Raw genomic sequence first — 24281 nt, forward strand, 5'->3', positions numbered from 1 at the left:
CGATGGACGGTGCATGCATCGTCTCCGTAGGGTCACCCCATGCCTGACATATCGCTGACCACCCTCGTCCTCCTGTGTGTCGCCGCGCTGGCGGCCGGCTGGATCGACGCGGTGGTCGGCGGCGGCGGGCTGCTGCTCCTCCCGGCGCTGCTGCTCGGCATGCCGCAGGTGCCCGCCGCGCAGATCCTCGGCACCAACAAGGCGGTCGCCATCGTCGGCACCACCGGCGCTGCGGCCACCTACGTCCGCAAGGCCCCGGTGCAGGTGGGAACGGCGCTGCGCATCGGACTGACCGCGCTCGCCGGCTCCATGGGCGGGGCGTTCTTCGCGGCGGGCATCGGCAGCGACGTGCTCCGGCCGGTGATCATGGTGGTGCTGCTGGGCGTCGCGGCGTTCGTCCTGCTGCGCCCGTCCTTCGGCACCCATGGGGACCGGGGGCCGGTCACCCGCGCCCGGATCGCCACCGCGGTCGTCCTCGTCGGCGGCGGGATCGGCTTCTACGACGGCCTGTTCGGGCCCGGTACCGGCACCTTCCTGGTGCTCGCCCTGACCGCCGTACTCCATCTGGACCTGGTCACCGCCTCCGCCACCGCCAAAATCGTCAACGTGTGCACCAACGCGGGCGCCCTCGCGATGTTCGCCTACCAGGGGACGGTGCTGTGGCGACTGGCCGCGCTGATGGCGGTGTTCAACCTGGCGGGCGGCATGTTCGGGGCGTGGACGGCTCTGCGCAGGGGTGCGGAGTTCGTCCGCGGCGTGCTGCTCGTGGTCGTGTTCTCGCTGGTCGCGAAGCTGGCGTTCGACCAGTGGTCGGGCTGAGGCCGGGCCCTGGCCGCGTTGAGGCCGGGCTCTGGCCGGGCTGAGGCCGGGTCCTGGTCGCGCCGGGAGCTCGCGGGGAGCGCGGTCCGGCGGCCGCACGCGGGTTCGGGGCCACGACGAAGCCGACGGGGGCGACTCCGCCGGCCCGGGAAGGGGGAAGCTCCCCGCCCCCGTCAGCTGGACGAAGCGTGACGGGGGCGGGGACGGCGGTCCGAGGGACGGTGGAGGCCGAGCGCGAACGCTCTCCGTCAGCCCTGCGCGCCGCTCGCCCGACGGCGCAGGAGCCAGGTCCCGCCGACGGCGGCCGCGGCCGGGACGGCCGCCCCCGCCGCGATCTGGGTGACGCCGGGGCCGGCGCTGCCGCCGGCTCCCGTCGTCACATGGCCGCTCGGTTCATACCCGTGGGCCCGCACCACGAGATCCCCGGGGGCCTTCTTGCCGTTGTCGCGGAGCGCGGAGACCGGGTACGTCCCCGGCCGGGTGTCCCCGGATGCGGTGAACCCGCCGACCGCGGAGCCCGCCGCACCCTCGCCGGCGCCCGGTGCCGGATCGAACCCGCCCATGTCGAGCGCCCCGGCGTCGCCCGCACCGTGACCGTGCCTGCCGCACGCGCTGGTATGCGCGGTCACCGAGGCGCCGGCGGTGCTTCCGGCGGGGGCGGGGTCCGCCGCCCAGGCCCCGGGCGCCGCCGCCGCACCGGCGCAGGCGGCCACCGGTGCGGGTCCGGCCGGCACGCGGGCGGTGGTGCGCATGACGTCCTCCGGGGTGTTGGCGATGCCGCCGGACCGTGGTGCCGGAGGCCGTTCCTACACCTCAAGAGGTAAGGCGCAGTCAGCCCGCCACGCCTGCTGATGGGCGATCAGATTCGCCCGCACCGTACGGCGTGTCGTATTGATCCGGGGTTGTCGCCGCAGGTCACGGCGGTGCGATTGCGCCATTGGCCGGGCGGAGTGAATGACCGCGCCGAACGAGTGAGAGGGCGGGCGGCCCGCTGCGGACGCCCCGCGGGGCCCGTTCGGGCCCTGTCCCCGCCGGCCGCCGCAGCCGCCTCGGCCGGTCGCCGCACCAGCTCTTCGCCCCCCTGCGGACTCCTCCCGCGGACTCCTCCCGCGGACTCCGTCGTGCCGGTCCGGTGAACCGGTGCGACGTCCTGCGCCGTCATCAGTGCCGCCGCCGGATCCGCACCGGTGCCGGCGAGCGGTGCTCAGTCCTCGATCAGACGGCGGGGGCCGGGTCCGTGCGCGGCCAGCTCGTCGGCGGGGTTGGACAGCGCGCACCGGTCCAGCGACAGGCAGCCGCAGCCGATGCACTCGGTGAGGTTGTCCCGGAGCCGCTGGAGCGTCCGGATCCGCCCGTCCAGGTCCTCGCGCCAGCACTCGGAGATCCGGGCCCAGTCCTCCCGGGTGGGCGTGCGGTCGTCCGGCAGCAGCCCCAGCACCTCGCGGATGGTGGCCAGCGGGATGCCGAGCCGCTGCGAGGTCCGGATGAACGCGACCCGGCGCAGCGTGTCCCTGCTGTAGCGGCGCTGGTTGCCGGAGGTGCGGCGACTGGTGATCAGCCCTTCGCGTTCGTAGAAGCGCAGTGCCGAGGGGGCGACCCCGCTGCGCTCCGCAAGCTGACCGACCGTGGCTTCCTTGGTGTTCCAGGCGAGATGCGACATGCCCCCAGCCTAGTGCTTGACTTCAACAATGATTTAAGTATCACGCTGATCCGTATGAACCAGACCGCGCAGGCATCCGCCGCCCCGTCCGTATCCGCCGCTCCGTCCGCCGCGGGGGACCCGTCCGTCCCGGGGGACCCGTCCGCAGAAGGGTCCGCGCCCGCCCCCAGCGACGGGTACGCCCCCGGACCCACCGCCAGGACCGCCTTCAGTACTGCTGCCAAGACCGCTGCCGGGGCCAAGACCGCTGCCGGGAGCGGGGCAGCCGACCCGCTGAGGCTGGCCCTGATCGTGGGCAGCAACCGGGAGGGCCGCTTCGCGCCGGTCGTGGCCGGCTGGTTCCTCGACCGGGCCGGTGCGCGCGACGACTTCTCGGTCGATGTCGTCGACCTCGCCGATGTGGAGCTCCCCACCGTGCTCTCCGGCCGCCCGGGCGCCGCCGTACACGCCGAACTCGCCAAGGTCTCGCCCCGCCTCGGGGACGCCGACGCCTTCGTCGTCCTCACCCCCGAGTACAACCACTCCTTCCCCGCCGCGCTGAAGAACCTCATCGACTGGCACTTCACCGAGTGGCAGGCCAAGCCCGTCGGCTTCCTCTCCTACGGCGGCGTCTCCGGCGGGCTGCGCGCCGTGGAGCAACTGCGCCAGGTCTTCGCCGAGATGCACGCCGTCACCGTCCGGGACACCGTCTCCTTCGCCAACGCCTGGCGGCAGTTCGACGACGAGGGGCGGCACCGGGATCCGGCGGCGCCGGAGGCCGCCGTCACCTCGATGCTCGACCAGCTCGCCTGGTGGGGCGCGGCGCTGCGGGAGGCCAAGTCCCACCGGCAGTACGGGGGATGACGGCGCCGGGTCCCTCTCGCCGGCCCCGCCGTGTGCCCTGCGCCAGGCGGGCGCCCGGTCGGGCCCCGCGGCGGGCCGGCCCGGGGACGGCGGGGCCGGGCGGGCGCTGGATCACCGGGCCGGTCGGTGGTAGACGTACGGCCGTGGGCCCGGCTCCTGCCGGGACCGAAGCCGCGCGGACGTGCCGGTCTGCGCCGAACGAGGAGTGTGCGTGAGCCGGGCCCTTACCGTTGTGACCACGACCGACAGCGCCGCCAAGGCCGAGGAGCTGGCCCGCGGCGCGGTGGAGGCGAGACTGGCCGCCTGCGCGCAGATCTCGGCGCCGGTCACCTCCGTGTACCACTGGCAGAACGCCGTCGAGACCGGTGAGGAGTGGCAGGTCCTGCTGAAGACCACCGAGGAGCGCTACGACGCGTTGGAGGCGCATCTGCTGGCCCACCACGACTACGACACCCCCGAGATCCTCGCGACGCCGGTCCTCCGGGGCAGTGCGGATTACCTGGCGTGGATCGCGTCGGAGACCGCAGAGCGGGCGTGAGGCCGGCGCGGGCCCCCGCCGTACGCCCGCGTCGGCCGTGCCGCCCCGTCAACCCGTCGCCCGTTCCGGGTGCGCCGGGTGTGCCGGGTGTGCCGGGTCCTCCCGGTGTTCCGGACGCTCCAGGCGCACCGCGCAGACCTTGAACTCCGGCATCCGCGACGTCGGGTCCAGGGCCGGGTTGGTCAGTGTGTTGGCGCGGCCCGCCCCCGGCCAGTGGAAGGGCATGAACACCGTGTCGGGGCGGATCGCCTCGCTCACCCGGGCCGGCGCCACCGCCCGCCCGCGGCGTGAGACCACCGCGACCGCCTCGCCCTCCGCGACCCCCACGCGTGCCGCGAGCTGTGGATGCAGTTGGACGAACGGTCCCGGGGCGGCCTCGTTCAGCTCGTCCACCCGGCGGGTCTGCGCCCCCGACTGGTACTGGGCCACGACCCGCCCGGTGGTCAGTACGACGGGGTACTCGGCGTCGGTGGGCTCGGCGGCCTCCCGGTGCACCACGGTGACGAACCTCGCCCGCCCGTCCGGCGTCGCGAACCGGTCGAGGAACAGCCGCGGTGTGCCCGGATGCGGCTCCCCGCACCCCGTCCCCCCTGTCCCGGACGCCCCCTCTGTCTCCTCTGTCCCCTCTGTTCCCCCTGTCCCGGACGCCCCCTGTCCGGCCCTGCCCGGCTCCGGGCAGGGCCAGAACACGCCCTGCTCCTCCTCCAGCCGCCGGTAGCTGATGCCCGCGTAGTCCGCGGGGCCTCCGGAGGAGGCGCGCCGCAGTTCGCCGAAGACCTCCTCCGGGTCCGTCGGGAACCCCTTCCCGTACCCCAGCAGCCCGGCGAGGCCGTGGAGGACCTCCAGGTCGCTGCGCACCCCCGGCGGCGGTGCCAGCGCCCGGCGGCGCAGCAGCACCCTGCCCTCCAGGTTCGTCGTCGTCCCCGTCTCCTCCGCCCACTGGGCCACCGGCAGGACCACGTCGGCCAGTTCCGCGGTCTCCGACAGCACCACGTCGGCGACGGCGAGGAAGTCCAGGGAGCGCAGCCGTCCCTCCACATGCCCGGCCCTGGGCGCGGACACCACCGGGTTGGACCCCATCAGCAGCAGCGCCCGTACGTCCCGGCCCAGCGCGTCGAGCAGTTCGTACGCGCTCCGGCCGGGTCCTGGCAGCGAGTCGGGGTCCACTCCCCACACCCCGGCCACGTGTGCGCGCGCCAGCGGGTCGTCGAGCCTGCGGTACCCGGGGAGCTGGTCGGCCTTCTGGCCGTGCTCCCGGCCGCCCTGCCCGTTGCCCTGCCCGGTGAGGCAGCCGTAACCGGCCAGCGGACGGCCGGCGTTGCCGGTGGCGAGAGCGAGGTTGATCCAGGCGCCGACGGTGTCCGTGCCCTTGGACTGCTGCTCCGGCCCGCGGGCGGTGAGGACCATCGCGTTCGGGGCGTCGCAGAAGGCGGCCGCGGCCGCCCGCAACTGCGGCACGCCCACCCCGGTGATCCGCTCGACCAGCTCGGGCCAGTGCGCCATGGCGGCCGCCCTCGCGTCCTCCCACCCGGTCGTGCGCTCCCGGATGAACTCCTCGTCGGTGCGGCCCTGTGCGACCACCAGGTGCAGCAGCCCGAGCGCGAGCGCGAGGTCGGTGCCGGGCCGCGGCGCGAGATGCAGGTCGGCCTGCTCCGCGGTCTTCGTGCGGCGGGGGTCGACGACGATCAGCGTGCCGCCGTTGTCCTTCAGTTCGGTGAGGTACCGCAGCGCGGGCGGCATGGTCTCGGCGAGGTTGGAGCCGACGAGAAGGACGCAGCCGGTGTGCGGGACGTCCTCCAGGGGGAAGGGCAGCCCCCGGTCCAGCCCGAACGCCCTGCCGTGCGCGGCCGCGGCCGAGGACATGCAGAAGCGCCCGTTGTAGTCGATCTGGGAGGTGCCGAGTACCACCCGCGCGAACTTGCCGAGCGCGTAGGCCTTCTCGTTGGTCAGGCCCCCGCCGCCGAACACGCCCACGGCGTCGGCCCCGTGCCGAGCGCGGGCGCGCCGCAGTCCGTCGGCGGTGGCACGGAGAGCCTCCTCCCAGGCGGCCGGTTCGAGCCTGCCTGTGGCGGGGTGTCGGACCAGGGGGCCGGTCAGCCTGACCCGGGAGGAGAGCACCGCGGGTGCTGTACGTCCCTTGCCGCACAGGGCGCCCCGGTTGACCGGGAAGTCGTCCCGATCCACGACCTCGACCGTCTGCCCCGAGCGGCGCAGGTTCATCCCGCACTGCAGCGCGCAGTAAGGGCAGTGGGTCGGGACGGAGGCGGGCGCCGGGGCCGGTGCGTGGGACATGGGTCCCAGGGTGCGCCGTCCGTGTTACGGCGGCCCACCCGCCGCATTACGGCCTCGGTACGCCGCCCTCCCGGGGCCGGGTGGGCGGCGGTGAGCGGTTCAGGGTGCGCCGGCCGCCGCGGCCAGGGCCTCGGTGACACCGGGCTCGCGGGGCCCCAGGAAACGCGGGTCCGGCCGGAGCGCGACGTCCAGCGCCGCCTTGCCGGCCGCGAACGGCACGGCCCGCCGCCTGCCCCGTGTGGTCCGGGGGCACGAGTCGGCCGGGCGCGAGCCGGTCCCGTACGAGCCGGTCCCGTATGAGCCGGTCCCGTATGAGCCGGTCCCGTATGAGCCGGTCCCGGAGCCCGCCGGTCCCGAGCACGCGCCGCCGTGCCGTGCCCGGTACGTTCCCGTGCCGCACGGTGCCGTCCGGCACCCGCCGCCGCGGCGAGAGCTTCCGCATCGATACCCCCCTGGTTCGTCTGCCCCTCCCCTCCCGCGTTCGGCGGGGCGCGATGGTTCGCCCCGTCCGGGTCGATGTGAGCGGGCACACCCGGGGTCTCACCGTTTCGACGGTCGGGGGACACCCGCAGATACCGTAAAGAGGGGCGGAACAGCGCTCTTAGATCCCTCGCACCCGGCCGGTGCGGCGGGGAGTAAGGCATGATCGGGGCATGCTCGCCGTCTCCGCCAGGAACAACGCCGAATGGTGCCACGCCATGTGCCGTGCGCACGGGATACCCGGGGTGTTCGGTGACCGCGCATGGACCAGTGAGCGGCGCACCCCGCCGCGGTACCCGGACGCCGTCACCCTCGCCCCCGACGCCACGGCCCGCGAGGTGCTGGGGCAGGTGGACCGTACGGCGGCGGGCTGCTCGGTCAAGGACAGCTTCGGAAGGCTGGACCTGTCGGCCGACGGGTTCGAGGTGGCCCTCCAGGCACGCTGGATCCACCGGCCCGCCATGCTCGCCGCGCCGGTCGCGCCCGGCGGCGTCGTCTGGCGCCCCGTGCGGACCGCTCCGGATCTCGACCGCTGGGAGGCCGCCTGGTCGGGGGGCGACGCGGCGCTGGCCGGGCTCTTCCGCCCGCGCCTCCTGTCCGACCGCAGCGTCACCGTCCTCGCCGGCACGGCCGGCGGAGGCAGCCGCACCGTCGCCGGCGCCGTGGTCATCCGCAGCGAGTACGCCGTCGGCCTCTCGAACGTCTTCGCCGCGGACGGCGACCTCGACCTCGCCTGGTCCGGCTGCCTCGCCACGGTCGCCCGCCTCTGGCCCGGCATGCCCGTCGTCGGCTACGGGCACGGGGAGGACCTGTCGGCTGCGGCCAGGCAGGGCTGTGTGCCCGGACCCGAGCTGCGGGTGTGGCTGGCGGACTGAGGCAGTACCCGGAGCGGCCCGCCCCCCGGCGTGGCGCCCCCGCGCCCCGGTGAGGTGGTGGTGGACACCCGTCATCACGGCGCAACGGCGTGGCAATCCGCGCCCGCCAGTATCGGCCCATGGAGTCGTCACACCGCCCCGAGTCGCCGCTTGCGGACTCGCTGCCCCGCGAGTCACCGCTCTCGGGCGCCCCGCCTCTCGACAGCACCGCCCGGCTGCTCACCCGTGTCACTGCGCAGCCCGGGGCCCAGCTCCGCCATGTCCGGCTGGGCGGAGGGCGCAGACCCATGCCCCCTCCCGGCCCTCCCTGCCCTTCCGGCCTCCCGCCCGCCGCCGCGGGTGGCCCTCCCACGGCCCCGACGGCCACCGCGCAGTGCGGCGCGGCCGGCCCCCAACCCGTCGCCGTACCCGGCGCTGCCGCCGCGCCGGCTGCCCCGGTACCCGCGGCACCCGCCGCTCCCGTATCCCGCGCCGCTCCCGTATCCCGCGTCGCCCCCGTACTCGTCGCCGTCGCCCACGGCAGCCGGGACCCCCGCGCCCTGCGGACCGTCAGCCGCCTGCTGGAGCGCGTCCGGGAGCTGCGCCCCGGCGCCGACGTGCGGCTCGGGCACATCGAACTCGACACCCCGCTGCTGGCCGACACCCTCGCCGGGCTGCGGGGCCGCGCGGCCGTACTCGTGCCGCTGCTGCTGGGACGCGGCTGCCACGTCGGGCACGACATCCCGGCCGCCGCGACCGCCGCCGGGGTGCGCGCCCGGCTCGCGCCCCCGCTCGGACCGCACCCCCTGCTCGTCGAGGCACTCCGCGACCGGCTCGTGGAAGCCGGCTGGCCGGACGCGGGAACCGCTGTCCGCAGCGCCGGGGTGGTCCTCGCCGCGGCCGGCTCGCGCGACCCGGCCTCGGCCGCGGACGCCCGGCGCACCGCCGCCCTGCTCACCGAGCGCCTCGGCGGCGTGCCCGTCGTCCCCGCCTACGCCTCCGCCTGCTCGCCCACCGTCCCCGAGGCGCTGCGGGCGCTGGCGGCGCGCGGCCGGCACCGGGTCGCGGTCGCCTCCTACTTCACCGCGCCCGGCCGGTTCGCCACGGCATCCCGCAACGCGGCGCCGTGGGTCGCGGCCGCCCCCCTCGGCGACCACCCCGCGCTCGCCCGGCTCGTCCTCCACCGCTACGACGCGGCCCGGGACGCCCCGTACCCGGCGGCAGTCCCGTACCCGGCGGCCGCCTCCTGAGCCACGCCGCCGAGACGGCCCGCGTTACCGTCAGGGGCATGGAAGGCACCACGAGCACACCCACCGGTCCCGGCGAGAGCTGCGACTACGACGACGCGGCCACCGCGCGCTGGGCGCCCGAGCCCGACAAGCGCCCCGGCCGCACGGCCTTCCAGCGCGACCGCGCGCGGGTGCTGCACTCCGCTGCACTGCGCCGGCTCGCCGGCAAGACGCAGGTGGTCACGCCCGGTTCGCGGAGCGCGGCCTGGGACCCGAGCCCCCGTACCCGGCTGACGCACTCCCTGGAGTGCGCCCAGGTCGGCAGGGAGCTGGGCGCGGCCCTGGGCTGCGACCCCGATCTGGTGGAGGCCGCCTGCCTCGCCCACGACCTGGGCCATCCGCCCTTCGGGCACAACGGTGAGCAGGCCCTCAACGAGGTCGCCCGGGACTGCGGCGGCTTCGAGGGCAACGCCCAGTCGCTGCGGCTGCTCACCCGGATCGAGCCCAAGGCCTTCGTCCGCTCCGGAACGGACACCTCCACGACCGGTGCGGCGGGCGGCGAGCTGGTCGGCGTCGGCCTGAACCTCACCCGCGCGGCGCTCGACGCGGCCACCAAGTACCCCTGGAGCCGGGGCGGCCACCCCACCGACCCCGGCTCGCCCAAGTTCGGTGTGTACGAGGACGACCAGCCGGTCTTCGCCTGGGTGCGGGAGGGCGCCCCGGCGTACCGCAAGTGCTTCGAGGCCCAGGTCATGGACTGGGCCGACGACGTGGCGTACTCCGTGCACGACTTCGAGGACGGTCTGCACGCGGGACACGTCGACCCGAACATGCTGCTGTCCGAGAGCGAGCGCGGCGCGATCTGGGCGGTCGCCGTCGGCCGCTATGTGCCGGGCGACACCGATCCGCAGGCCCTCGCCGACGCCCTCGACCGCCTCGTCGGCCAGGAGTGGTGGCCGCACGGCTACGACGGCTCGGCCGTCGCCCAGGCCCGGCTCAAGAATGCCACCAGCCAGCTCATCGGCCGCTTCTGCCTGGCCGCCGAGGGCGCCACCCGGCAGGCGTACGGCACCGGCAGGCTCACCCGGTACGCAGCCGAACTGGTGGTCCCGGAGCGGACCCGTCTGGAGTGCGCGGTGCTCAAGGCGGTCGCGGACCGCTATGTGATGCAGCGCGCGGAGCAGGAGGCGCTGCGCGCGGACCAGCGCATCGTCGTCGCCGAACTGGCCGAGGCCCTGGCCGCCCGGGCGCCCGGAGGCCTGGACCCTCAGTTCCGGGCGATGTTCGCCGGCGCCCGGGACGACCGGGCCCGCAAGCGGGTGATCGTCGACCAGATCGCCTCCCTCACGGACGCCTCCGCCCGCGCGCTGCACGCCAGGCTGCGCCGGGGCGCCCGGTGATCCGGCGGGGTCCCCGTGCCCGCCCGCGCGCCCCCGCGCTGCGCTGCGCGCCGGATCGTGCGCCCGCGTCCACCGGTCCGGAACAGGCCCTTCCGGTATGCCCGCCGGGGCGCCCCTCTTCCGCCACCACGGTCCGTGCGGGACGCTCGCAGTGAGGCGGCGTAGCGTGTTGTGGCATCCCGGAGGACACCTCCGGGACCTCCGGCCGTGAACAGGGAGGCATCAAGTGGTCGACGCACATCGGACTTTCGTCATCGTGGGCGGGGGACTCGCCGGGGCCAAGGCGGCGGAGACCCTCCGTGACGAGGGCTTCACCGGCCGGGTGATCATCATCGGTGACGAACGCGACCACCCGTACGAACGGCCGCCGCTCTCCAAGGGATATCTGACCGGCAAGGACCAGCGGGACTCCGTCTTCGTCCACGAACCCGCCTGGTACGCCCGGCACGACGTCGAGCTGCACCTCGGCCAGACCGTCACCGCCGTGGACCGGGAGGACCGCTCCGTACTGCTCGGTGACGGCACCGCCGTGCACTACGACAAACTGCTGCTCGCCACCGGCGCCGAGCCCCGCCGTCTCGAAGTGCCGGGGACGGACCTGGCCGGCGTCCACCATCTGCGCCGGCTCGCCCACGCCGACCGGCTGCGCCAGGTCCTGGCCGCCCTCGGCCGCGACAACGGCCATCTGGTGATCGCCGGGGCGGGCTGGATCGGGCTGGAGGCCGCGGCTGCCGCCCGCGGCTACGGGGCCGAGGTCACCGTCGTCGAACCCGAGCCCACTCCGCTGCACCAGGTCGTCGGCCCCGAGCTGGGGCAGCTCTTCGCCGACCTGCACCGGGAGCGAGGGGTCCGCTTCCACTTCGGCAGCCGGCTCTCCGAGATCGTCGGACAGGACGGCATGGTGCTCGCCGCCCGCACCGAGGACGGCGACGAGCACCCCGCCCACCACGTCCTCGCCGCGATCGGCGCCGCCCCCCGCACCGCTCTCGCCGAGACCGCGGGACTGGCGCTCGTCGACCGCGCACACGGCGGCGGCGTCGCCGTGGACGCCTCCCTGCGCACCTCCGACCCGGACATCTACGCCGCCGGCGACGTCGCTGCCGTCCACCACCCGCTGCTCGGCATCCGGCTGCGCGTGGAGCACTGGGCCAACGCACTGCACGGGGGCCCCGCCGCGGCCCGCGCCATGCTCGGCCGCGAGGTCTCCTTCGACCGGGTCCCGTACTTCTTCTCCGACCAGTACGACCTCGGCATGGAGTACTCCGGCTGGGCCCCGCCCGGCAGCTACGACCAGGTCGTGCTGCGCGGCGACGCGGGCAAGCGCGAGTTCATCGCCTTCTGGCTCAAGGACCGCAAGGTCCTCGCCGGGATGAACGTGAACGTGTGGGACGTCACAGGGGACATCCAGCAGCTGGTCCGCTCCCGCAGCGCCGTCGACACGGACGCCCTCGCCGACCCGGGCACTGCGCTCAGCGCTGTCGCACCCGCCCCTTAGGATTCACCCGTGGCGGGACGGATCAACGACGACGACGTGAAGGCGGTGCGGGACGCGGTCCCCATCGACTCCGTCGTGTCCGAGTACCTCCAGCTGCGCAACGCGGGCGGCGGCAACCTCAAGGGCCTGTGCCCGTTCCACGACGAGAAGTCCCCCTCCTTCCAGGTCAGTCCGGGCAAGGGCCTCTTCCACTGCTTCGGCTGCCAGGAGGGCGGGGACACCATCGCCTTCGTGATGAAGATCGACCATCTGTCGTTCTCCGAGGCGGTCGAGCGCCTCGCGGCCCAGGCCGGCATCACCCTGCGCTACGAGGAGGGCGGGTACAACCCGGCCCATCAGCGCGGTGAGCGCATCCGGCTGGTGGAGGCCCACCGGGTCGCGGCCCGGTACTACGCCGAGCAGCTCGACGGCGCCGAGGCCGAGACCGGCCGGAGGTTCCTCGCGGAGCGGGGCTTCGACCAGGCGGCCGCGCAGCACTTCGGCGTGGGCTACAGCCCGGCCGGCTGGGACCACCTCACCCGCTTCCTGCGCGGCAAGGGCTTCTCCGACAAGGAGCTGCTGCTCTCCGGTCTCTCCCAGGAGGGCCGCCGGGGCCCCATCGACCGCTTCCGCGGCCGGCTGATGTGGCCGATCCGGGACATCTCGGGCGACGTGGTCGGCTTCGGCGCCCGCCGGCTCCGCGACGACGACAACGGCCCGAAGTACCTGAACACCCCGGAGACCGCGATCTACCGCAAGTCCCAGGTGCTCTACGGCATCGACCTGGCGAAGAAGGAGATCGCCAAGTCCAGCCGCGCCGTGGTCGTCGAGGGGTACACGGACGTGATGGCCTGCCACCTCGCGGGCGTCACGACGGCGATCGCGACCTGCGGCACCGCCTTCGGCGGCGACCACATCAAGATTCTGCGCCGGCTGCTGATGGACAACGGCAGCGCCAAGGTGATCTTCACCTTCGACGGCGACGCGGCCGGCCAGAAGGCCGCGCTCCGGGCCTTCGAGGACGACCAGAAGTTCGCCGCCGAGACCTTCATCGCCGTCGCCCCGGACGGCATGGACCCGTGCGACCTGCGGCTCGCCAAGGGCGACGAGGCCGTGCGGGAGCTGGCCGAGCCGCGCGACCAGCTGTTCGAGTTCGCGATCCGGCAGATCGTGAAGGCGTACGACCTGGAGACCCCGGTCGGCAGGGCCGCGGCCCTCGACGAGGCGGCGCCCATCGTCGCGCGCATCAAGAACAGCGCATCCCAGCACGAGGTGGCCGTCCAGCTGGCCGGCCTGCTCGGCATCCTCGACACGCAGTTCGTGGTGCGCCGCGTCGCGCAACTCGCCCGGTGGGCGCGGGAGCGGGGGACCGGCGGCGGACGGGGGCCCGCCCCCGCACCCCACTCCCCGCGGTACGGCACCGCCCCCCCCGCCCCGCGCCCGGACGGGCCGGCGCTCAATCTGCGCAGTCCCGCCCACCGCACCGAGCGCGAACTGCTGAAGCTCGCACTCCAGCATCCGGAGCTGGTATCGCCCGCCTTCGACGCCTACGGGGCGGACGAGTTCACGGCCCCGCCGTACGCCGCCGTACGCCGGGCGATCGCCGACGCGGGCGGCGCGGAGTTCGGTGTGCCGGACCCTCCCGCCTATCTGGCCCGCGTCCGGGAAGCCGCGCCCGACGACTCCGTCCGCGCGATGGTCACCGAACTCGCGGTGGAATCCGTCCACTCCAGAACCATCGACGAGAGCTACGCGGGCGTCCAGCTCGTCCAGGTCCGGCTGCGCGCCGCCGACCGCCGCATCCGCGAGGTCCAGGGCACCCTGGCCCGTGTCGGTGCCCAGGCCGACCCCGAGCGGATCGCCGCCGTGCAGAACGACCTCTGGGTCCTCCAGCAGTACGCCCAGTCGCTCCGCAACCGCGGCGCGGACGCGCTCTGACGAGCCGCGCCGGGCCCCCTGGCGCCGGGCCGTGGCGCAACGGGCCGTCGGACCGGCCGGGAGACGCGGCCCGGTCCTGCGCCCCGGCACCCTGCCGGGGCGGACCGCGCGCAGCACCCGGTCCGCCGGTCACCGCGCGGTCACACCACGGGCGCAAAAAGTCACCGCACGCCCCTCGTGGCAGTGATGTGCCGTACTCCACACTGGGGTGCGGTGCCTGAGTCCCCGGAGCGCGGCCGGCCCACGGCAGGTGGGCCACCCAATCCCGCGGATCCGCTCATCGTGTAAGGGACGGACGGCGGCCCGGCCGCCGTCCCCGTCCCGCTGCCGCCTGCCCCCGACCGGCAGCATCCACTCTGGAGGTCGCCCCCGTGCAGACCCGCACCCCGACCGAAGCCGAGCCGTTCGCGGCGGTCCCGCCGCAGAGCCGGGCAGCGCACCACCCCGAGAACGAGCCCCTACCGGTGCCGGACGGCAGGGAGGCAGCAGACGGAGCAGCAACGGACGGCCCGCCCGAGCCCGTCGGGTCCCCCGGGCCGCGGGCCCGCGGGGACGCGGGCAGCCATCCGCCCTCCTCCGACCTGTTCCGGCAGTATCTGCGGGAGATCGGGAGGATCCCGCTGCTCAGCGCGGCCGAGGAGGTGGAGCTCGCCCGCCGGGTGGAGGCGGGTCTCTTCGCCGAGGAGAAGCTGGGCAGCACCCCCGACCTCGACTCCCAGCTCGCCCACGACCTCGACCGGCTCGTGGTCATGGGCCGGATGGCCAAGCGCCGGCTCATCGAGGCCAATCTGCGGCTCGTCGTGTCCGTCGCCAAGCGGTACATCGGGCGCGGGCTGACCATGCTCGACCTCGTACAGGAGGGCAACCTCGGGCTGATCCGCGCCGTGGAGAAGTTCGACTACGCGCGCGGTTTCAAGTTCTCCACGTACGCGACCTGGTGGATCCGCCAGGCCATGTCACGGGCTCTCGCCGACCAGGCGCGGACCATCCGTGTCCCCGTCCACGTCGTGGAGCTCATCAACCGCGTCGTGCGGGTCCAGCGGCGGCTGCTCCAGGAACGCGGCTGCGAACCCACGGCCGAGGAGGTCGCCGCCCAGCTCGACCTGGCGCCGGAACGCGTCGGCGAGGTCCTGCGGCTCGCCCAGGAACCGGTGTCGCTGCACGCGCCGGTCGGCGAGGAGGATGATGTCGCCCTCGGCGACCTCATCGAGGACGGCGACGCCGCGTCACCCGTGGAATCCGCCGCCTTCCTGCTGCTGCGGCAGCACCTCGAAGCCGTGCTCTCCACGCTCGGTGAACGGGAGCGGAAGGTGGTGCAGCTGCGCTACGGGCTGGCCGACGGCCGCCCCCGCACCCTGGAGGAGATCGGCCGGATCTTCGGCGTCACCCGTGAACGCATCCGCCAGATCGAGTCCAAGACCCTCGGCAAGCTGCGCGACCACACCTACGCCGACCAGTTGCGCGGCTATCTCGACTGACGGCGACGGTGACGGTGACGGTGACGGTGGGGACGCGACATGGCGGATGCCGGGCCGCTCCGACTCTCCGGCCGGAGCGCCCGGCCTCCGCCCCGAGGCGGCTCAGTCGACCTCGGCGACCGCCTGAGCGAACTGCGCCGCGTACAGCCGTGCGTACGCGCCCCCCGCCGGCAGCAGCTCCTCGTGCGTGCCCTGTTCGACGAGGGCACCGTTCTCCATCACCAGGATCACGTCCGCGTCCCTGATGGTGGAGAGCCGGTGTGCGATGACGAACGACGTGCGCCCGTGGGCGAGCCGGGCCATCGCCTTCTGGATCAGCACCTCGGTGCGGGTGTCGACCGAGCTGGTGGCCTCGTCCAGCACCAGGATCGCCGGGTCGGACAGGAACGCCCGGGCAATCGTGATCAGCTGCTTCTCTCCGGCGCTGACAGCGGCCCCCTCGTCGTCGACGACCGTGTCGTAGCCGTCGGGAAGGGTCCGCACGAAGCGGTCGGCGTGGGCCGCCCGCGCCGCCGCCTCGATCTCCTCACGGGTGACCTCGCGGGAGGCGCCGTAGGCGATGTTCTCCGCTATCGTGCCGCCGAACAGCCAGGTGTCCTGCAGCACCATCCCGATCCCGGCGCGCAGGTCGTCCCGGGACATCGCGGCGGCGTCGACCCCGTCCAGGGTGATCCGGCCGCCGGTCACCTCGTAGAACCGCATCAGCAGATTGACCAGCGTGGTCTTGCCCGCCCCCGTCGGGCCGACGATCGCGACCTTCTGACCCGGCTCGACCGCAAGCGACAGATCCTCGATGAGCGGCTTCAGCGGGTCGTAGCGGAAGGAGACCCGCTCCAGTGCGACCGCGCCCCGGGCCTGCCCGGGACGGGCCCCGCGGACCGGGTCCGGGGCCTGTTCCTCGGCGTCCAGCAGATCGAAGATCCGCTCGGCGGACGCCACCCCGGACTGCACCAGGTTCGCCATCGACGCCACCTGCGTCAGCGGCATCGAGAACTGCCGCGAGTACTGGATGAACGCCTGCACCTCGCCGATCGTCAGCGTGCCGGACGCGACCCGCAGCCCGCCGACGACCGCCACCAGCACATAGTTGAGGTTGGAGACGAAGTACATCAGCGGCTGCATGACCCCGCTGCCGAACTGGGCCCGGAACCCCGCCTCGTACAGTGCCTCGTTCTGCTCGGCGAACTCCTGTGCCGCCTGCCCCTGGCGCCCGAAGACCTTCACCAGGGTGTGGCCGGAGTACATCTCCTCGATGTGCGCGTTGAGCCGGCCCGTGGACTGCCACTGCCGGACGAACTGTGGCTGGGAGAGCTTGCCGACCCGCGCGGCCACCGCCACCGAGAGCGGCACGGTCACCAGCGCGACCAGGGCCAGCAGCGGCGAGATCCAGAACATCATCGCCAGCACCCCCACGATCGTCAGCAGGGAGTTGATCAGCTGCCCCATCGACTGCTGCATCGTCTGCGAGATGTTGTCGATGTCGTTCGTCGCCCGGCTCAGCACCTCACCGCGTCTGGCCTGGTCGAAGTACGACAGCGGCAGCCGCGCGAGCTTCGCCTGCACCTCCTCGCGCATCCGGTACATCGTCCGGTTGATGACCCGGGTCGACGCCCGTGTCGACACCAGCATCAGCAGGCCCGCTGCCGCGAACACCGCGAGCGCCACGAGCAGCACCCCGCCGACCGTCGTGAAGTCGATTCCGCGGCCGGGGGTGAAGTCCACTGCGGACAGCATGTCCGCCAGGCCTCCGTCACCGCGCTCACGCAGCCCCTCGACAGCCTCCTCCCGGGACAGTCCGTCCGGCATCTCGCGCCCCACGACACCCGCGAAGACCAGGTCGGTGGCCTTGCCGAGGATCCAGGGACCGGCCACCGACAGCGCCACGCTCCCCACGCCGGCCGCGACCATCACCCACAGGGCCGCCTTCTCCGGGAGCAGCTGCCGCAGCAGCCGCCGTCCCGAGCCCTTGAAGTCCATGCTCCGCTCGCCGGACTGGCCCATCATCATGCGTCCACCGGGACCGGCCATCAGACCGCCTCCGCCTCTGTCAGCTGGGAGAGGACGATCTCCCGGTATGTCTCGTTACCGTCCATCAGTTCGTGATGGCGGCCCGTGCCGACGACCCGGCCCTCGTCGAGGACCACGATCCGGTCGGCATCGCGGATGGTCGACACCCGCTGGGCGACGATCACGACCGTCGACTCGGCCGTCTCCAGTGCCAGAGCGCCGCGCAGCGCCGCGTCCGTCGCGTAGTCCAGCGCGGAGAAGGAGTCGTCGAACAGATAGATCTCAGGCCGCTGTACCAGCGTGCGCGCGATCGCGAGCCGCTGCCGCTGGCCGCCCGACACGTTCGTGCCGCCCTGGGACACGGGCGCCTCGAGTCCACCGTCAAGCTCGCGCACGAAGTCCGCGGCCTGCGCGACCTCCAGCGCCCGCCACAGCTCCTCGTCACTCGCGCCGGGGTTCCCGTAGCGCAGGTTCGTCGCGACCGTCCCCGAGAACAGGTACGGCTTCTGCGGCACCAGCCCCACGGTCCGCGCCATCAGCGCCGGATCCAGCTCCCGTACGTCGACACCGCCCACGAGGACCTCGCCGCCGGTGACATCGAACAGCCTGGGCACCAGCCCCAGCAGGGTCGACTTGCCGCTGCCCGTCGAGCCGATGACCGCGGTCGTCTCCCCGGGCCGGGCCACCAGGTCCACCCCGTACAGCACGGGCTGCTCCGCGCCCGGATAGCGGAACCCGACATCCCGGACCTCCAGATGGCCGCGCCGCGCCGTCTCGCGGACCGGGGCGGCCGGCGGCACCACACTCGACTCGGTCGTCAGGACCTCCGCGATGCGCTCGGCGCAGACCTCGGCGCGCGGCACCATCATGAACATGAAGGTGGCCATCATCACGGCCATGACGATCTGCATCAGATAGGCGAGGAAGGCGGTGAGGGCGCCGATCTGCATGGCGCCGGCGTCGATGCGGTGGGCGCCGAACCAGACGACGGCGATACTCGACACGTTCACGACGGTCATCACGATGGGGAACATCAGGGCCATCAGACGGCCCGTCGCCAGCGAAACGTCCGTCAGCTCGGCGTTCGCCAGGCGGAACCGCCCTGCCTCGTAGCCGTCCTTCACAAAAGCCCTGATCACACGGTTGCCGGTGATCTGCTCCCGCAGCACCCGGTTGACCGTGTCGAGCCGCTCCTGCAGGGTCCGGAACAGCGGCCGCATCCTCCTGACGATCAGCGACACCGAGACACCCAGTACCGGTACGACCGCGAGCAGCACCGCCGACAGCGGCACGTCCAGGGAGAGGGCCAGCACGACGCCGCCGACGCACATGATCGGCGCGGAGACCATCAGCGTGAACGCCATCAGCACCAGCGTCTGGACCTGCTGGACGTCGTTGGTCGTCCGCGTGATGAGCGACGGCGCGCCGAAGTGCGCCACCTCGCGGGCCGAGAACGACTGGACCCGGTCGAACACCGCGGCCCGTACGTCCCGTCCCAGCGCGGCGGCGGTCCGCGCGCCGTAGTACACGGCTCCGATGCTGCAGACGACCTGGACGACGCTGATACCGGTCATCAGCGCGCCGAACGTGAGGATGTAACCGGTGTCTCCCGTAATGACACCGTTGTCGATGATGTCCGCATTGAGTGTGGGCAGATAGAGCGTGGCGCCGGTCTGGAGCAGCTGCAGCGCCACCAGCACGGTGATCGCCTGCCGGTGGGGACGCAGGAACGTCCGGAGGAGTCGTATGAGCACGGCTGTCTCTCGGTTCGGGGGCATGCACGGGGTCGCCCCCATACTCCGTTACCGGAGTGTCGGGTGCCCAAGGGTTTTCGCCAAGCCCCGGTCAAGAACGCCCGGGTGGACGGACGACCGGGCGGTCTCCGGGCGGACCGGGCAGTCCTGGGCGCGCGGGCGGCAGTCCGGGCAGTGGGAAGTCCGGGCAGTGGGAAGTCCGGGGCGGAAGTCCTGGTGGGCCCGGCCCGTCCAGGCCCACCCGGACTTCCGCCCATGGGCACGCATACGGGACGGGCCGCCCCTGCCGACCGACGGGCCGCCCCGGCGGAAGGAGTACGGGCCACCGGGGCGCGGACCCGGGGCCGCCCCGCCGGCGGAGCATCAACCGGCCGCGGCCCCCTCGCCGGTCAGGGGTTGAACGCCCCCGGGTGGATCTGCTCGCGCGTCGCCGCGTACTGCTGGCGCACGGCCTGGCCGACGGCGAGTTCCTCACCCGCCTCGAAGACCTGCGCCGCCGCGCCCTGCCAGGACGGCGGGGTGTGCGGGTCGAGCGTCCCCTGCGCCGCGCCGAGTGCCCACGCCGCCTGCCGGGCCGCCCCTCGCGCCGCGTAGTCGGCGGGCTGCGGCACGACGACCTGCGCGGCGAAGATCGCGGGGGCGCCCGCCTGGACCGCCGGCAGCTCCGCGGCCTGCCCCAGCAGGAACACCCGGCGCACCACCACGCCCCGACCGCGCAGGACGTCCAGCGCGTCGGCCAGCGAGCACAGCATGCCCTCGAACGCGGCACGTGCCAGGTGCTCGGGCTTCATCGACTCGCGCCGCAGTCCCGTCAAGGTGCCTGCGGTGTGCGGCAGATGCGGGGTGCGCTCACCCTCCAGATAGGGGAGCAGGACCAGGCCGGAGGCCCCGGGGGTGGACTTCATGGCGAGCGCCGACAGCTCGGACAGATCCTCGACGCCGAGCATCTCGGCGGTACCGCGCAGCGCGCGCACCGCATTGAGCGTGTGCACCACCGGCAGATGCATCCCGGTCGCGTCGGCGAACGAGGTGATCATTCCGGCGGGGTCCGTGAGCGCCTCATGATGGACCGCCATCACGGAACCGGTGGCTCCGAGGGACACCACCGCGTCGCCCGTGCCGAGCCCCAGCCCGAACGCGGCCGCCATGGTCTCGCCGGTGCCGGCCGAGATCAGCAGCCCCTCGGGGGTCGTACCGGCGGCGTCGGCCGGCCCCAGCACCTCGGGCAGCGCCGCCTCGTGGCCGAGCGCGAGCTCGACGAGATCGGGGCGGTACGAGCCCGTGCCCGCTGACCAGTACCCGGTCGCGGACGCGGCACCGCGGTCCGTCGTCCTGCGCGCGGGCCGGCCCAGCAGCTGCCACACCAGCCAGTCGTGGGGCTGGAGCACCAGCGAGGTGCGCCGGGCGGCCTCCGGTTCGTTCCGCGCCAGCCAGCGCAGCTTCGACACGGGCAGCCCGGCCTGGGGCACGGAGCCGACGGCCTCGGCCCACGCCTGCCGCCCGCCGAACGCCTCGACCAGGTCGGCGGCCGCGGCCTGGGCGCGTTTGTCGTTGCCGACCATCGCGGGCCGCACCGGCCCGCCGGCGGAGTCCAGCGGTATCAGACCGTGCTGCTGCGCGGACACCCCGATGGCCTGCACTCCTTCGAGCAGGCCCCCGGAGGCGGCCTCGCCCAGCGAGAGCAGCCACACCTGCGGATCGACGTCCGTGGCCTTGGCCTCGACGGGGTGCGGTGCGTACCCCTGGCGCAGCACGGCGCCCGTGTCCGCGTCGCAGACGATGATGCGTGTGAATGCGGACGAACTGTCCAGCCCGGCAACTATCCCCATGCCCTCAGATTCTGCCGCACTCGCGTCACTGCCACGGCCGAGGGCCGCGGAACGGGGCCCAGGCCCCGGACGGGCCATGCCCGAGCCCGGGGCGGGCGGTCGGTCCCGCGCCGGGCAGGGTCCGCCCGCCACGGTGCGGCGCGGCGTCCGGTGCGGTGCCTCGCAACCGGACCGGCCTCCTCCGGACCGGCCTCCTCCGGACCCGCCCGGTGGGCCCGGCAGCGTCGCGAGTCACCGCGCCGGTGCGAACGCCGCCTGACGCGGCACTAGGTATTGCTCGTGCCCCAGTCGTCCCCGCCCCCCTGGCTCCGTTCCCGCAGCGAGCGCACCCGCTCGGCCACCGCGTCCGGCATCCGGTCGCCGACCCTGTCGCTCACCACGTGCAGAGCCTTCCCCGCCATCTCGCGGCCGGACTGCGCGGCGGACTCCGCCGCATTCCGCACGGCGGGGTTCTGCGCGAACTCCCGTGCCGTCTTCTTCATCTGCTCGTACCGCTCGTGCCCGGCCCGTGCGCCGAGCACGTATCCCACACCGAGTCCGGCCATGAACGTGAGCCGGTAGCGCATGGCTGCCACCCTTCGCAGGCGTCGTCACCGACGCCGATTCGATACGGACCGTGAGGCTGCGGTGCTCGCCTACCCGCGCGGCCCCGAGATCACCCTGCGATCACCCCGGGCGCCTGTCCGGAGCTCAGCGCGTGGTCACCGGGGGGAACCGATTGGCGGAGCACCCCCCTGCTTGCGCTAATGTATGTGTCGCAGCGAGCGGGCGCCGCCCGGGACCACCCGGGGTGGGTACGTTCGGTGCACACGCGGCAATCCCCTGTAGCTCAATTGGCAGAGCAGCCGGCTGTTAACCGGCAGGTTACTGGTTCGAGTCCAGTCGGGGGAGCGCGATCCCCTGTAGCTCAATTGGCAGAGCATTCGGCTGTTAACCGGAGGGTTGCTGGTTCGAGTCCAGCCGGGGGAGCAGAAGCGAAAGAGGGGCCCCTTGGGGGGTCCTTTTTCATGTCGCGGCCCGGGGAACCGCGCGGACGGGCAGCGCCGTCCTCATGATCGTGGCGTTGCCGACCATCCGAAGCAGGAGATCGTATGAGCGGCTATGCTGCGGCAGACGGCGCGCACAAGTGTGCGCGACGCGCCGTTGGGGGCGGTAGCTCAGCCGGTTAGAGCAGCGGACTCATAATCCGTCGGCCGTGGGTTCGAGTCCCACCCGCCCCACCGAGAAGACGTTCTGACCCGCGGAGACGCCCTTGAGGGGGTGTTTCCGCGGGTGGCGATCGCCCCGCATCGGCGTGGCGAAGGGGGCGACTCCGGTCTGTCCTGCTTCGTTGCGGTGGCTGCGCTCCCTCGCCGTCGTCCGTCGCCGTCATCCGCCGTGTCGGGGCGGACGGCCATGCGAGGGGTGAGGGCGGCGGCCAGGCGGATCTCCTCGAACCGGTCGGTCAGGTACGTCGCGCGGGCGGCCTCGGGTACCCGGGTGGAGTCGGTCCGGTGGCCGAGAGCGCGCAGGGTGTGCGCGGCGTGTTCTCCCAGTGCGGGGCCGTCGAGCAGGGTCGCCCAGGCCGACACCGGGGCGGCCGCCGCGTCGAGCAGGGCGCGCCGACGGGCCGCGTCCGGCCCGGCGGGGGGTGCCGGCGAGCGCGGTGAGGAGTTCGGGCCAGCCGTCGGCGCCGCGACCGGACAGCCAGTCGCCGAGCGTCTTGCGGGCCGCACCTGACGGCCACCGCGTCGGCCGGCCGGGCCAGGAGGGAGCCGAGGAGATCTGGGCCGAGTCCGGCCAGTCCTCCCGGGGTCCCTTCGTACAGGACGACGGCGGCCGGTCCCTCGACGAGCGCGCCGCCCTCCTCCGGGAGCAGGCCGGCGGCCAGCGCGAGCCGGACGAGCGGTTCGTCGGCTGTCTGCCCTGCGTCGTTCATCGCTGCTGCGAACGGTGCGAACCAAGCAGATCCGGGCGTGGATCTCAAAGATCCCGCCTTCGGATCCCGGTATTGCGATTTCTTTACCCGTTGGGAGGATCGCAGGTCGGATGGGTTTCCCGGGTAACCCCACCGCAACCGGACCGGAAATGCGGGGTGATTCATGTCACCCGAGGAGGCGGTATGCAGAGCGGGAGCGGTGCAATCGACATCCGCATAGCGTCAGCGGTACTCGCCTCTCCGTGTGGCCCCTGCACATCGACCGTCATGGCCGGGGTTGCGGGAATTCCGTCACGGCTTGTTCGCGAGGTCCCGTCCGGCCCTGTCCGGTCCTGTCCTGAGAGCTGACCGGATCTCGTGTGCGGGCCTCGTTCGACTGCGCCGGCGGACTGCCGCAAGGAGAGGGGTGTGCTGTGCGATGCATGCAGTGGCGAGCTGCGAGCGGACAGGGGCCGTCGGACGAATTCACCTTCGCCGTCCGCCCTGTTTCGACGACTTCCCGGTACTCCCGGAAGCGAGTTGCGAACCTCACAGGAACCGAGGCGAACTCTCCCCCGGAGACTTTTCATGCCATGTCTGACATGGGCCGGTCTTGTCTCCGTTCGAGGTAATCATTCGGGTTGATATGCCCCGATTCGTGATCCCGCGATCGTCGAAAGTGGAGTCGTTCTCCATGGCTCGGTGATCAGACCCCCGGAAAGGTGGGTCGTGTATGGTCGCCGCTTCGGTTGCCGACGGTCTTGCCGCTCCGGAGATTCCCGAAGGAAGGGTGGATGAAATCGTTCAGAATTCTCGGAAGATGACCTGACGGAGAGTTGGTTCCCTCGACACGAAACAGTTGACCAAGGATCTCAGGCATGACCCGTACCTCGTCATCGTGCTCCGTTCGGAGCGCCGGACATGTGATCTCCGCACTCGCCGTATCGCTGCTGATCCTCGCAGTGGCCCTCAGTCAGTCCCCGGAGGCCTCCGCGGCAACGGCCGATCCGATTCCCGGCTCCCCCCTCGACGCCCATCAGAAGGGACTCCGCTATGACATCGGCGTCCATGAGATCGCCCGGCTGGCGGCGCTCATCGCCTACGGACTGATGGTGGCCACCGTCGTATTCGGCGTAGTGCTGCGGCTGAGATTCATGCAGCACGCGGTGAGCCGGGCGACGGTCCACGGAGCACATATGACGATGGGGCTGTCCGCGCTGATCTTCGCCGGTGTGCACGGCATGTCCTTCGTCTACCAGCCGGTCTGGGGCATCGGGCCGACCGAGCTCGTGGTGCCGTTCGCCGGGGGGCTCCAGAGGATCCCCGTGGGACTCGGAGTCCTCGGGATCGAGTTGGGCATCGCGGTCGGTTGCTCCCTGCTGCTGCAGCGCAGGTTGGGCTACCACCGATGGCTCAGGTTCCATCAACTCGCCTACGCCGCTTTTCTGCTGATGTGGCTTCATATATTCCTGGTGCACCCGGAGCCGCGCCATCCCGGCTTTGTCGCGGCTTCCGTGGCGGGCGGCGCCGGCGCCTGCCTCCTGGCGTTCCTCATCAGGGTCCTCCCCTCGCGCTCCCGATTGCGCGAGCGCACTGCCGCAGTCCCCTCGGAGGTCGTACCGTGACGATTCCCGCCCGTGGCCCACAGACCGGACACCACCTCGGTTCACAGCTCCGGAGCGCCCCACCCGCACCCTCCGGCGCGGCATCCGGGCGAGCCGCCGGCGCTCGGCCCACCTCGACGACGGCGCCACCCCGCAACCCCGCGCAGAGCGGCCTCGGGCCTACG

16 protein-coding genes, 3 tRNA genes and 1 pseudogene are annotated in these 24281 nt (G+C 73.2%); 13 read left to right on the forward strand and 7 right to left on the reverse strand.

What is annotated here, in order from left to right; all coding sequences use genetic code 11:
* Positions 1 to 39: 39 nt before the first annotated feature.
* Positions 40 to 819, forward strand: coding sequence for a sulfite exporter TauE/SafE family protein (locus tag SCWH03_RS01930; protein WP_173260911.1), 780 nt, complete (start codon positions 40 to 42; stop codon positions 817 to 819).
* A 248-nt stretch (positions 820 to 1067) separates the two neighbouring features.
* On the opposite strand, the gene SCWH03_RS01935 is transcribed toward SCWH03_RS01930, so the two are convergent.
* Together SCWH03_RS01935 and soxR are read right to left on the reverse strand one after the other, a co-directional pair.
* Positions 1068 to 1571: a GVDTG sorting domain-containing protein gene (locus SCWH03_RS01935; protein ID WP_173260913.1), complete on the reverse strand. Its 504-nt coding sequence runs from the start codon at positions 1569 to 1571 to the stop codon at positions 1068 to 1070.
* A gap of 452 nt (positions 1572 to 2023) precedes the next feature.
* Positions 2024 to 2479, reverse strand: coding sequence for a redox-sensitive transcriptional activator SoxR (gene soxR / locus SCWH03_RS01940; RefSeq protein ID WP_173260915.1), 456 nt, complete (start codon positions 2477 to 2479; stop codon positions 2024 to 2026).
* Between the two features lie 273 nt (positions 2480 to 2752).
* Between soxR and SCWH03_RS01945 the strand changes: the two genes are divergently transcribed.
* Together SCWH03_RS01945 and cutA are read left to right on the forward strand one after the other, a co-directional pair.
* The gene (locus tag SCWH03_RS01945; RefSeq protein ID WP_173261409.1) at positions 2753 to 3322 is read left to right on the forward strand and encodes an NADPH-dependent FMN reductase; all 570 of its coding nucleotides are present in this window, start codon (positions 2753 to 2755) and stop codon (positions 3320 to 3322) included.
* Positions 3323 to 3527: 205 nt separating this feature from the next.
* Positions 3528 to 3860 (forward strand): divalent-cation tolerance protein CutA, encoded by a 333-nt coding sequence (gene cutA, locus SCWH03_RS01950; RefSeq protein ID WP_173260917.1) that lies wholly within the window; start codon positions 3528 to 3530, stop codon positions 3858 to 3860.
* A 48-nt stretch (positions 3861 to 3908) separates the two neighbouring features.
* Here the strand turns inward: cutA and SCWH03_RS01955 are convergent, their stop codons facing one another.
* The gene (locus tag SCWH03_RS01955) at positions 3909 to 6152 is read right to left on the reverse strand and encodes a molybdopterin oxidoreductase family protein (RefSeq protein ID WP_173260919.1); all 2244 of its coding nucleotides are present in this window, start codon (positions 6150 to 6152) and stop codon (positions 3909 to 3911) included.
* A gap of 653 nt (positions 6153 to 6805) precedes the next feature.
* Here SCWH03_RS01955 and SCWH03_RS01960 point away from each other — a divergent pair.
* From SCWH03_RS01960 to SCWH03_RS01985, 6 genes and pseudogenes are all read left to right on the forward strand, one after another.
* The gene (locus SCWH03_RS01960) at positions 6806 to 7507 is read left to right on the forward strand and encodes a hypothetical protein (RefSeq protein ID WP_173260920.1); all 702 of its coding nucleotides are present in this window, start codon (positions 6806 to 6808) and stop codon (positions 7505 to 7507) included.
* Between the two features lie 119 nt (positions 7508 to 7626).
* Positions 7627 to 8736, forward strand: coding sequence for a sirohydrochlorin chelatase (locus SCWH03_RS01965; protein WP_173260923.1), 1110 nt, complete (start codon positions 7627 to 7629; stop codon positions 8734 to 8736).
* Positions 8737 to 8774: 38 nt separating this feature from the next.
* Complete coding sequence (locus SCWH03_RS01970) at positions 8775 to 10115, forward strand: deoxyguanosinetriphosphate triphosphohydrolase (RefSeq protein WP_173260925.1); 1341 nt, start codon at positions 8775 to 8777, stop codon at positions 10113 to 10115.
* A 226-nt stretch (positions 10116 to 10341) separates the two neighbouring features.
* Positions 10342 to 11610, forward strand: a complete 1269-nt coding sequence (locus SCWH03_RS01975; protein ID WP_173260927.1) for an NAD(P)/FAD-dependent oxidoreductase — start codon at positions 10342 to 10344, stop codon at positions 11608 to 11610.
* Positions 11611 to 11619: 9 nt separating this feature from the next.
* On the forward strand, positions 11620 to 13527 hold the full coding sequence (gene dnaG, locus SCWH03_RS01980; RefSeq protein WP_173260930.1) for a DNA primase: 1908 nt from the start codon (positions 11620 to 11622) through the stop codon (positions 13525 to 13527).
* 284 nt (positions 13528 to 13811) lie between these two features.
* Positions 13812 to 15005 (forward strand): annotated as a pseudogene (locus SCWH03_RS01985) (RNA polymerase sigma factor); the annotation flags it as partial.
* 102 nt (positions 15006 to 15107) lie between these two features.
* On the opposite strand, the gene SCWH03_RS01990 reads toward SCWH03_RS01985, so the two are convergent.
* The 4 genes from SCWH03_RS01990 to SCWH03_RS02005 all read right to left on the reverse strand — a co-directional run bounded on the left by SCWH03_RS01990 (position 15108) and on the right by SCWH03_RS02005 (position 21161).
* Positions 15108 to 17033, reverse strand: coding sequence for an ABC transporter ATP-binding protein (locus SCWH03_RS01990; RefSeq protein ID WP_173260933.1), 1926 nt, complete (start codon positions 17031 to 17033; stop codon positions 15108 to 15110).
* The gene (locus SCWH03_RS01995) at positions 17033 to 18766 is read right to left on the reverse strand and encodes an ABC transporter ATP-binding protein (protein ID WP_173260936.1); all 1734 of its coding nucleotides are present in this window, start codon (positions 18764 to 18766) and stop codon (positions 17033 to 17035) included. The genes SCWH03_RS01990 and SCWH03_RS01995 overlap by 1 nt, the downstream gene beginning before the upstream one ends.
* Before the next feature lie 389 nt (positions 18767 to 19155).
* Positions 19156 to 20595 (reverse strand): FGGY family carbohydrate kinase, encoded by a 1440-nt coding sequence (locus SCWH03_RS02000; RefSeq protein WP_173260938.1) that lies wholly within the window; start codon positions 20593 to 20595, stop codon positions 19156 to 19158.
* Between the two features lie 266 nt (positions 20596 to 20861).
* Positions 20862 to 21161, reverse strand: coding sequence for a YtxH domain-containing protein (locus SCWH03_RS02005; protein WP_173260940.1), 300 nt, complete (start codon positions 21159 to 21161; stop codon positions 20862 to 20864).
* Between the two features lie 252 nt (positions 21162 to 21413).
* Here SCWH03_RS02005 and SCWH03_RS02010 point away from each other — a divergent pair.
* The 4 genes from SCWH03_RS02010 (at position 21414) to SCWH03_RS02025 (ending at position 24117) form a co-directional block, all read left to right on the forward strand.
* Positions 21414 to 21486 (forward strand) — tRNA-Asn (locus SCWH03_RS02010).
* A gap of 5 nt (positions 21487 to 21491) precedes the next feature.
* Positions 21492 to 21564 (forward strand) — tRNA-Asn (locus SCWH03_RS02015).
* Between the two features lie 177 nt (positions 21565 to 21741).
* Positions 21742 to 21815: transfer RNA gene (locus tag SCWH03_RS02020), tRNA-Ile, on the forward strand.
* 1555 nt (positions 21816 to 23370) lie between these two features.
* Entirely contained in the window at positions 23371 to 24117 is a 747-nt protein-coding gene (locus SCWH03_RS02025; RefSeq protein ID WP_173260942.1) for a ferric reductase-like transmembrane domain-containing protein, read from the forward strand.
* Positions 24118 to 24281 lie beyond the last annotated feature (164 nt).

This window comes from Streptomyces pacificus, from assembly GCF_011766325.1.
Lineage (GTDB): Bacteria > Actinomycetota > Actinomycetes > Streptomycetales > Streptomycetaceae > Streptomyces > Streptomyces pacificus.

What these genes read in the sequence shown, in the direction of transcription:
- SCWH03_RS02005 (WP_173260940.1), bottom strand. Translation starts at nt 21,161, where the DNA reads ATGCGCTACCGGCTCACGTTCATGGCCGGACTCGGTGTGGGATACGTG.
- SCWH03_RS02000 (WP_173260938.1), bottom strand. Translation starts at nt 20,595, where the DNA reads ATGGGGATAGTTGCCGGGCTGGACAGTTCGTCCGCATTCACACGCATC.
- SCWH03_RS01990 (WP_173260933.1), bottom strand. Translation starts at nt 17,033, where the DNA reads ATGGCCGGTCCCGGTGGACGCATGATGATGGGCCAGTCCGGCGAGCGG.
- SCWH03_RS01960 (WP_173260920.1), top strand. Translation starts at nt 6,806, where the DNA reads ATGCTCGCCGTCTCCGCCAGGAACAACGCCGAATGGTGCCACGCCATG.
- soxR (WP_173260915.1), bottom strand. Translation starts at nt 2,479, where the DNA reads ATGTCGCATCTCGCCTGGAACACCAAGGAAGCCACGGTCGGTCAGCTT.
- SCWH03_RS01970 (WP_173260925.1), top strand. Translation starts at nt 8,775, where the DNA reads ATGGAAGGCACCACGAGCACACCCACCGGTCCCGGCGAGAGCTGCGAC.
- SCWH03_RS01935 (WP_173260913.1), bottom strand. Translation starts at nt 1,571, where the DNA reads ATGCGCACCACCGCCCGCGTGCCGGCCGGACCCGCACCGGTGGCCGCC.
- SCWH03_RS01930 (WP_173260911.1), top strand. Translation starts at nt 40, where the DNA reads ATGCCTGACATATCGCTGACCACCCTCGTCCTCCTGTGTGTCGCCGCG.
- SCWH03_RS01965 (WP_173260923.1), top strand. Translation starts at nt 7,627, where the DNA reads ATGGAGTCGTCACACCGCCCCGAGTCGCCGCTTGCGGACTCGCTGCCC.
- SCWH03_RS02025 (WP_173260942.1), top strand. Translation starts at nt 23,371, where the DNA reads ATGACCCGTACCTCGTCATCGTGCTCCGTTCGGAGCGCCGGACATGTG.
- SCWH03_RS01955 (WP_173260919.1), bottom strand. Translation starts at nt 6,152, where the DNA reads ATGTCCCACGCACCGGCCCCGGCGCCCGCCTCCGTCCCGACCCACTGC.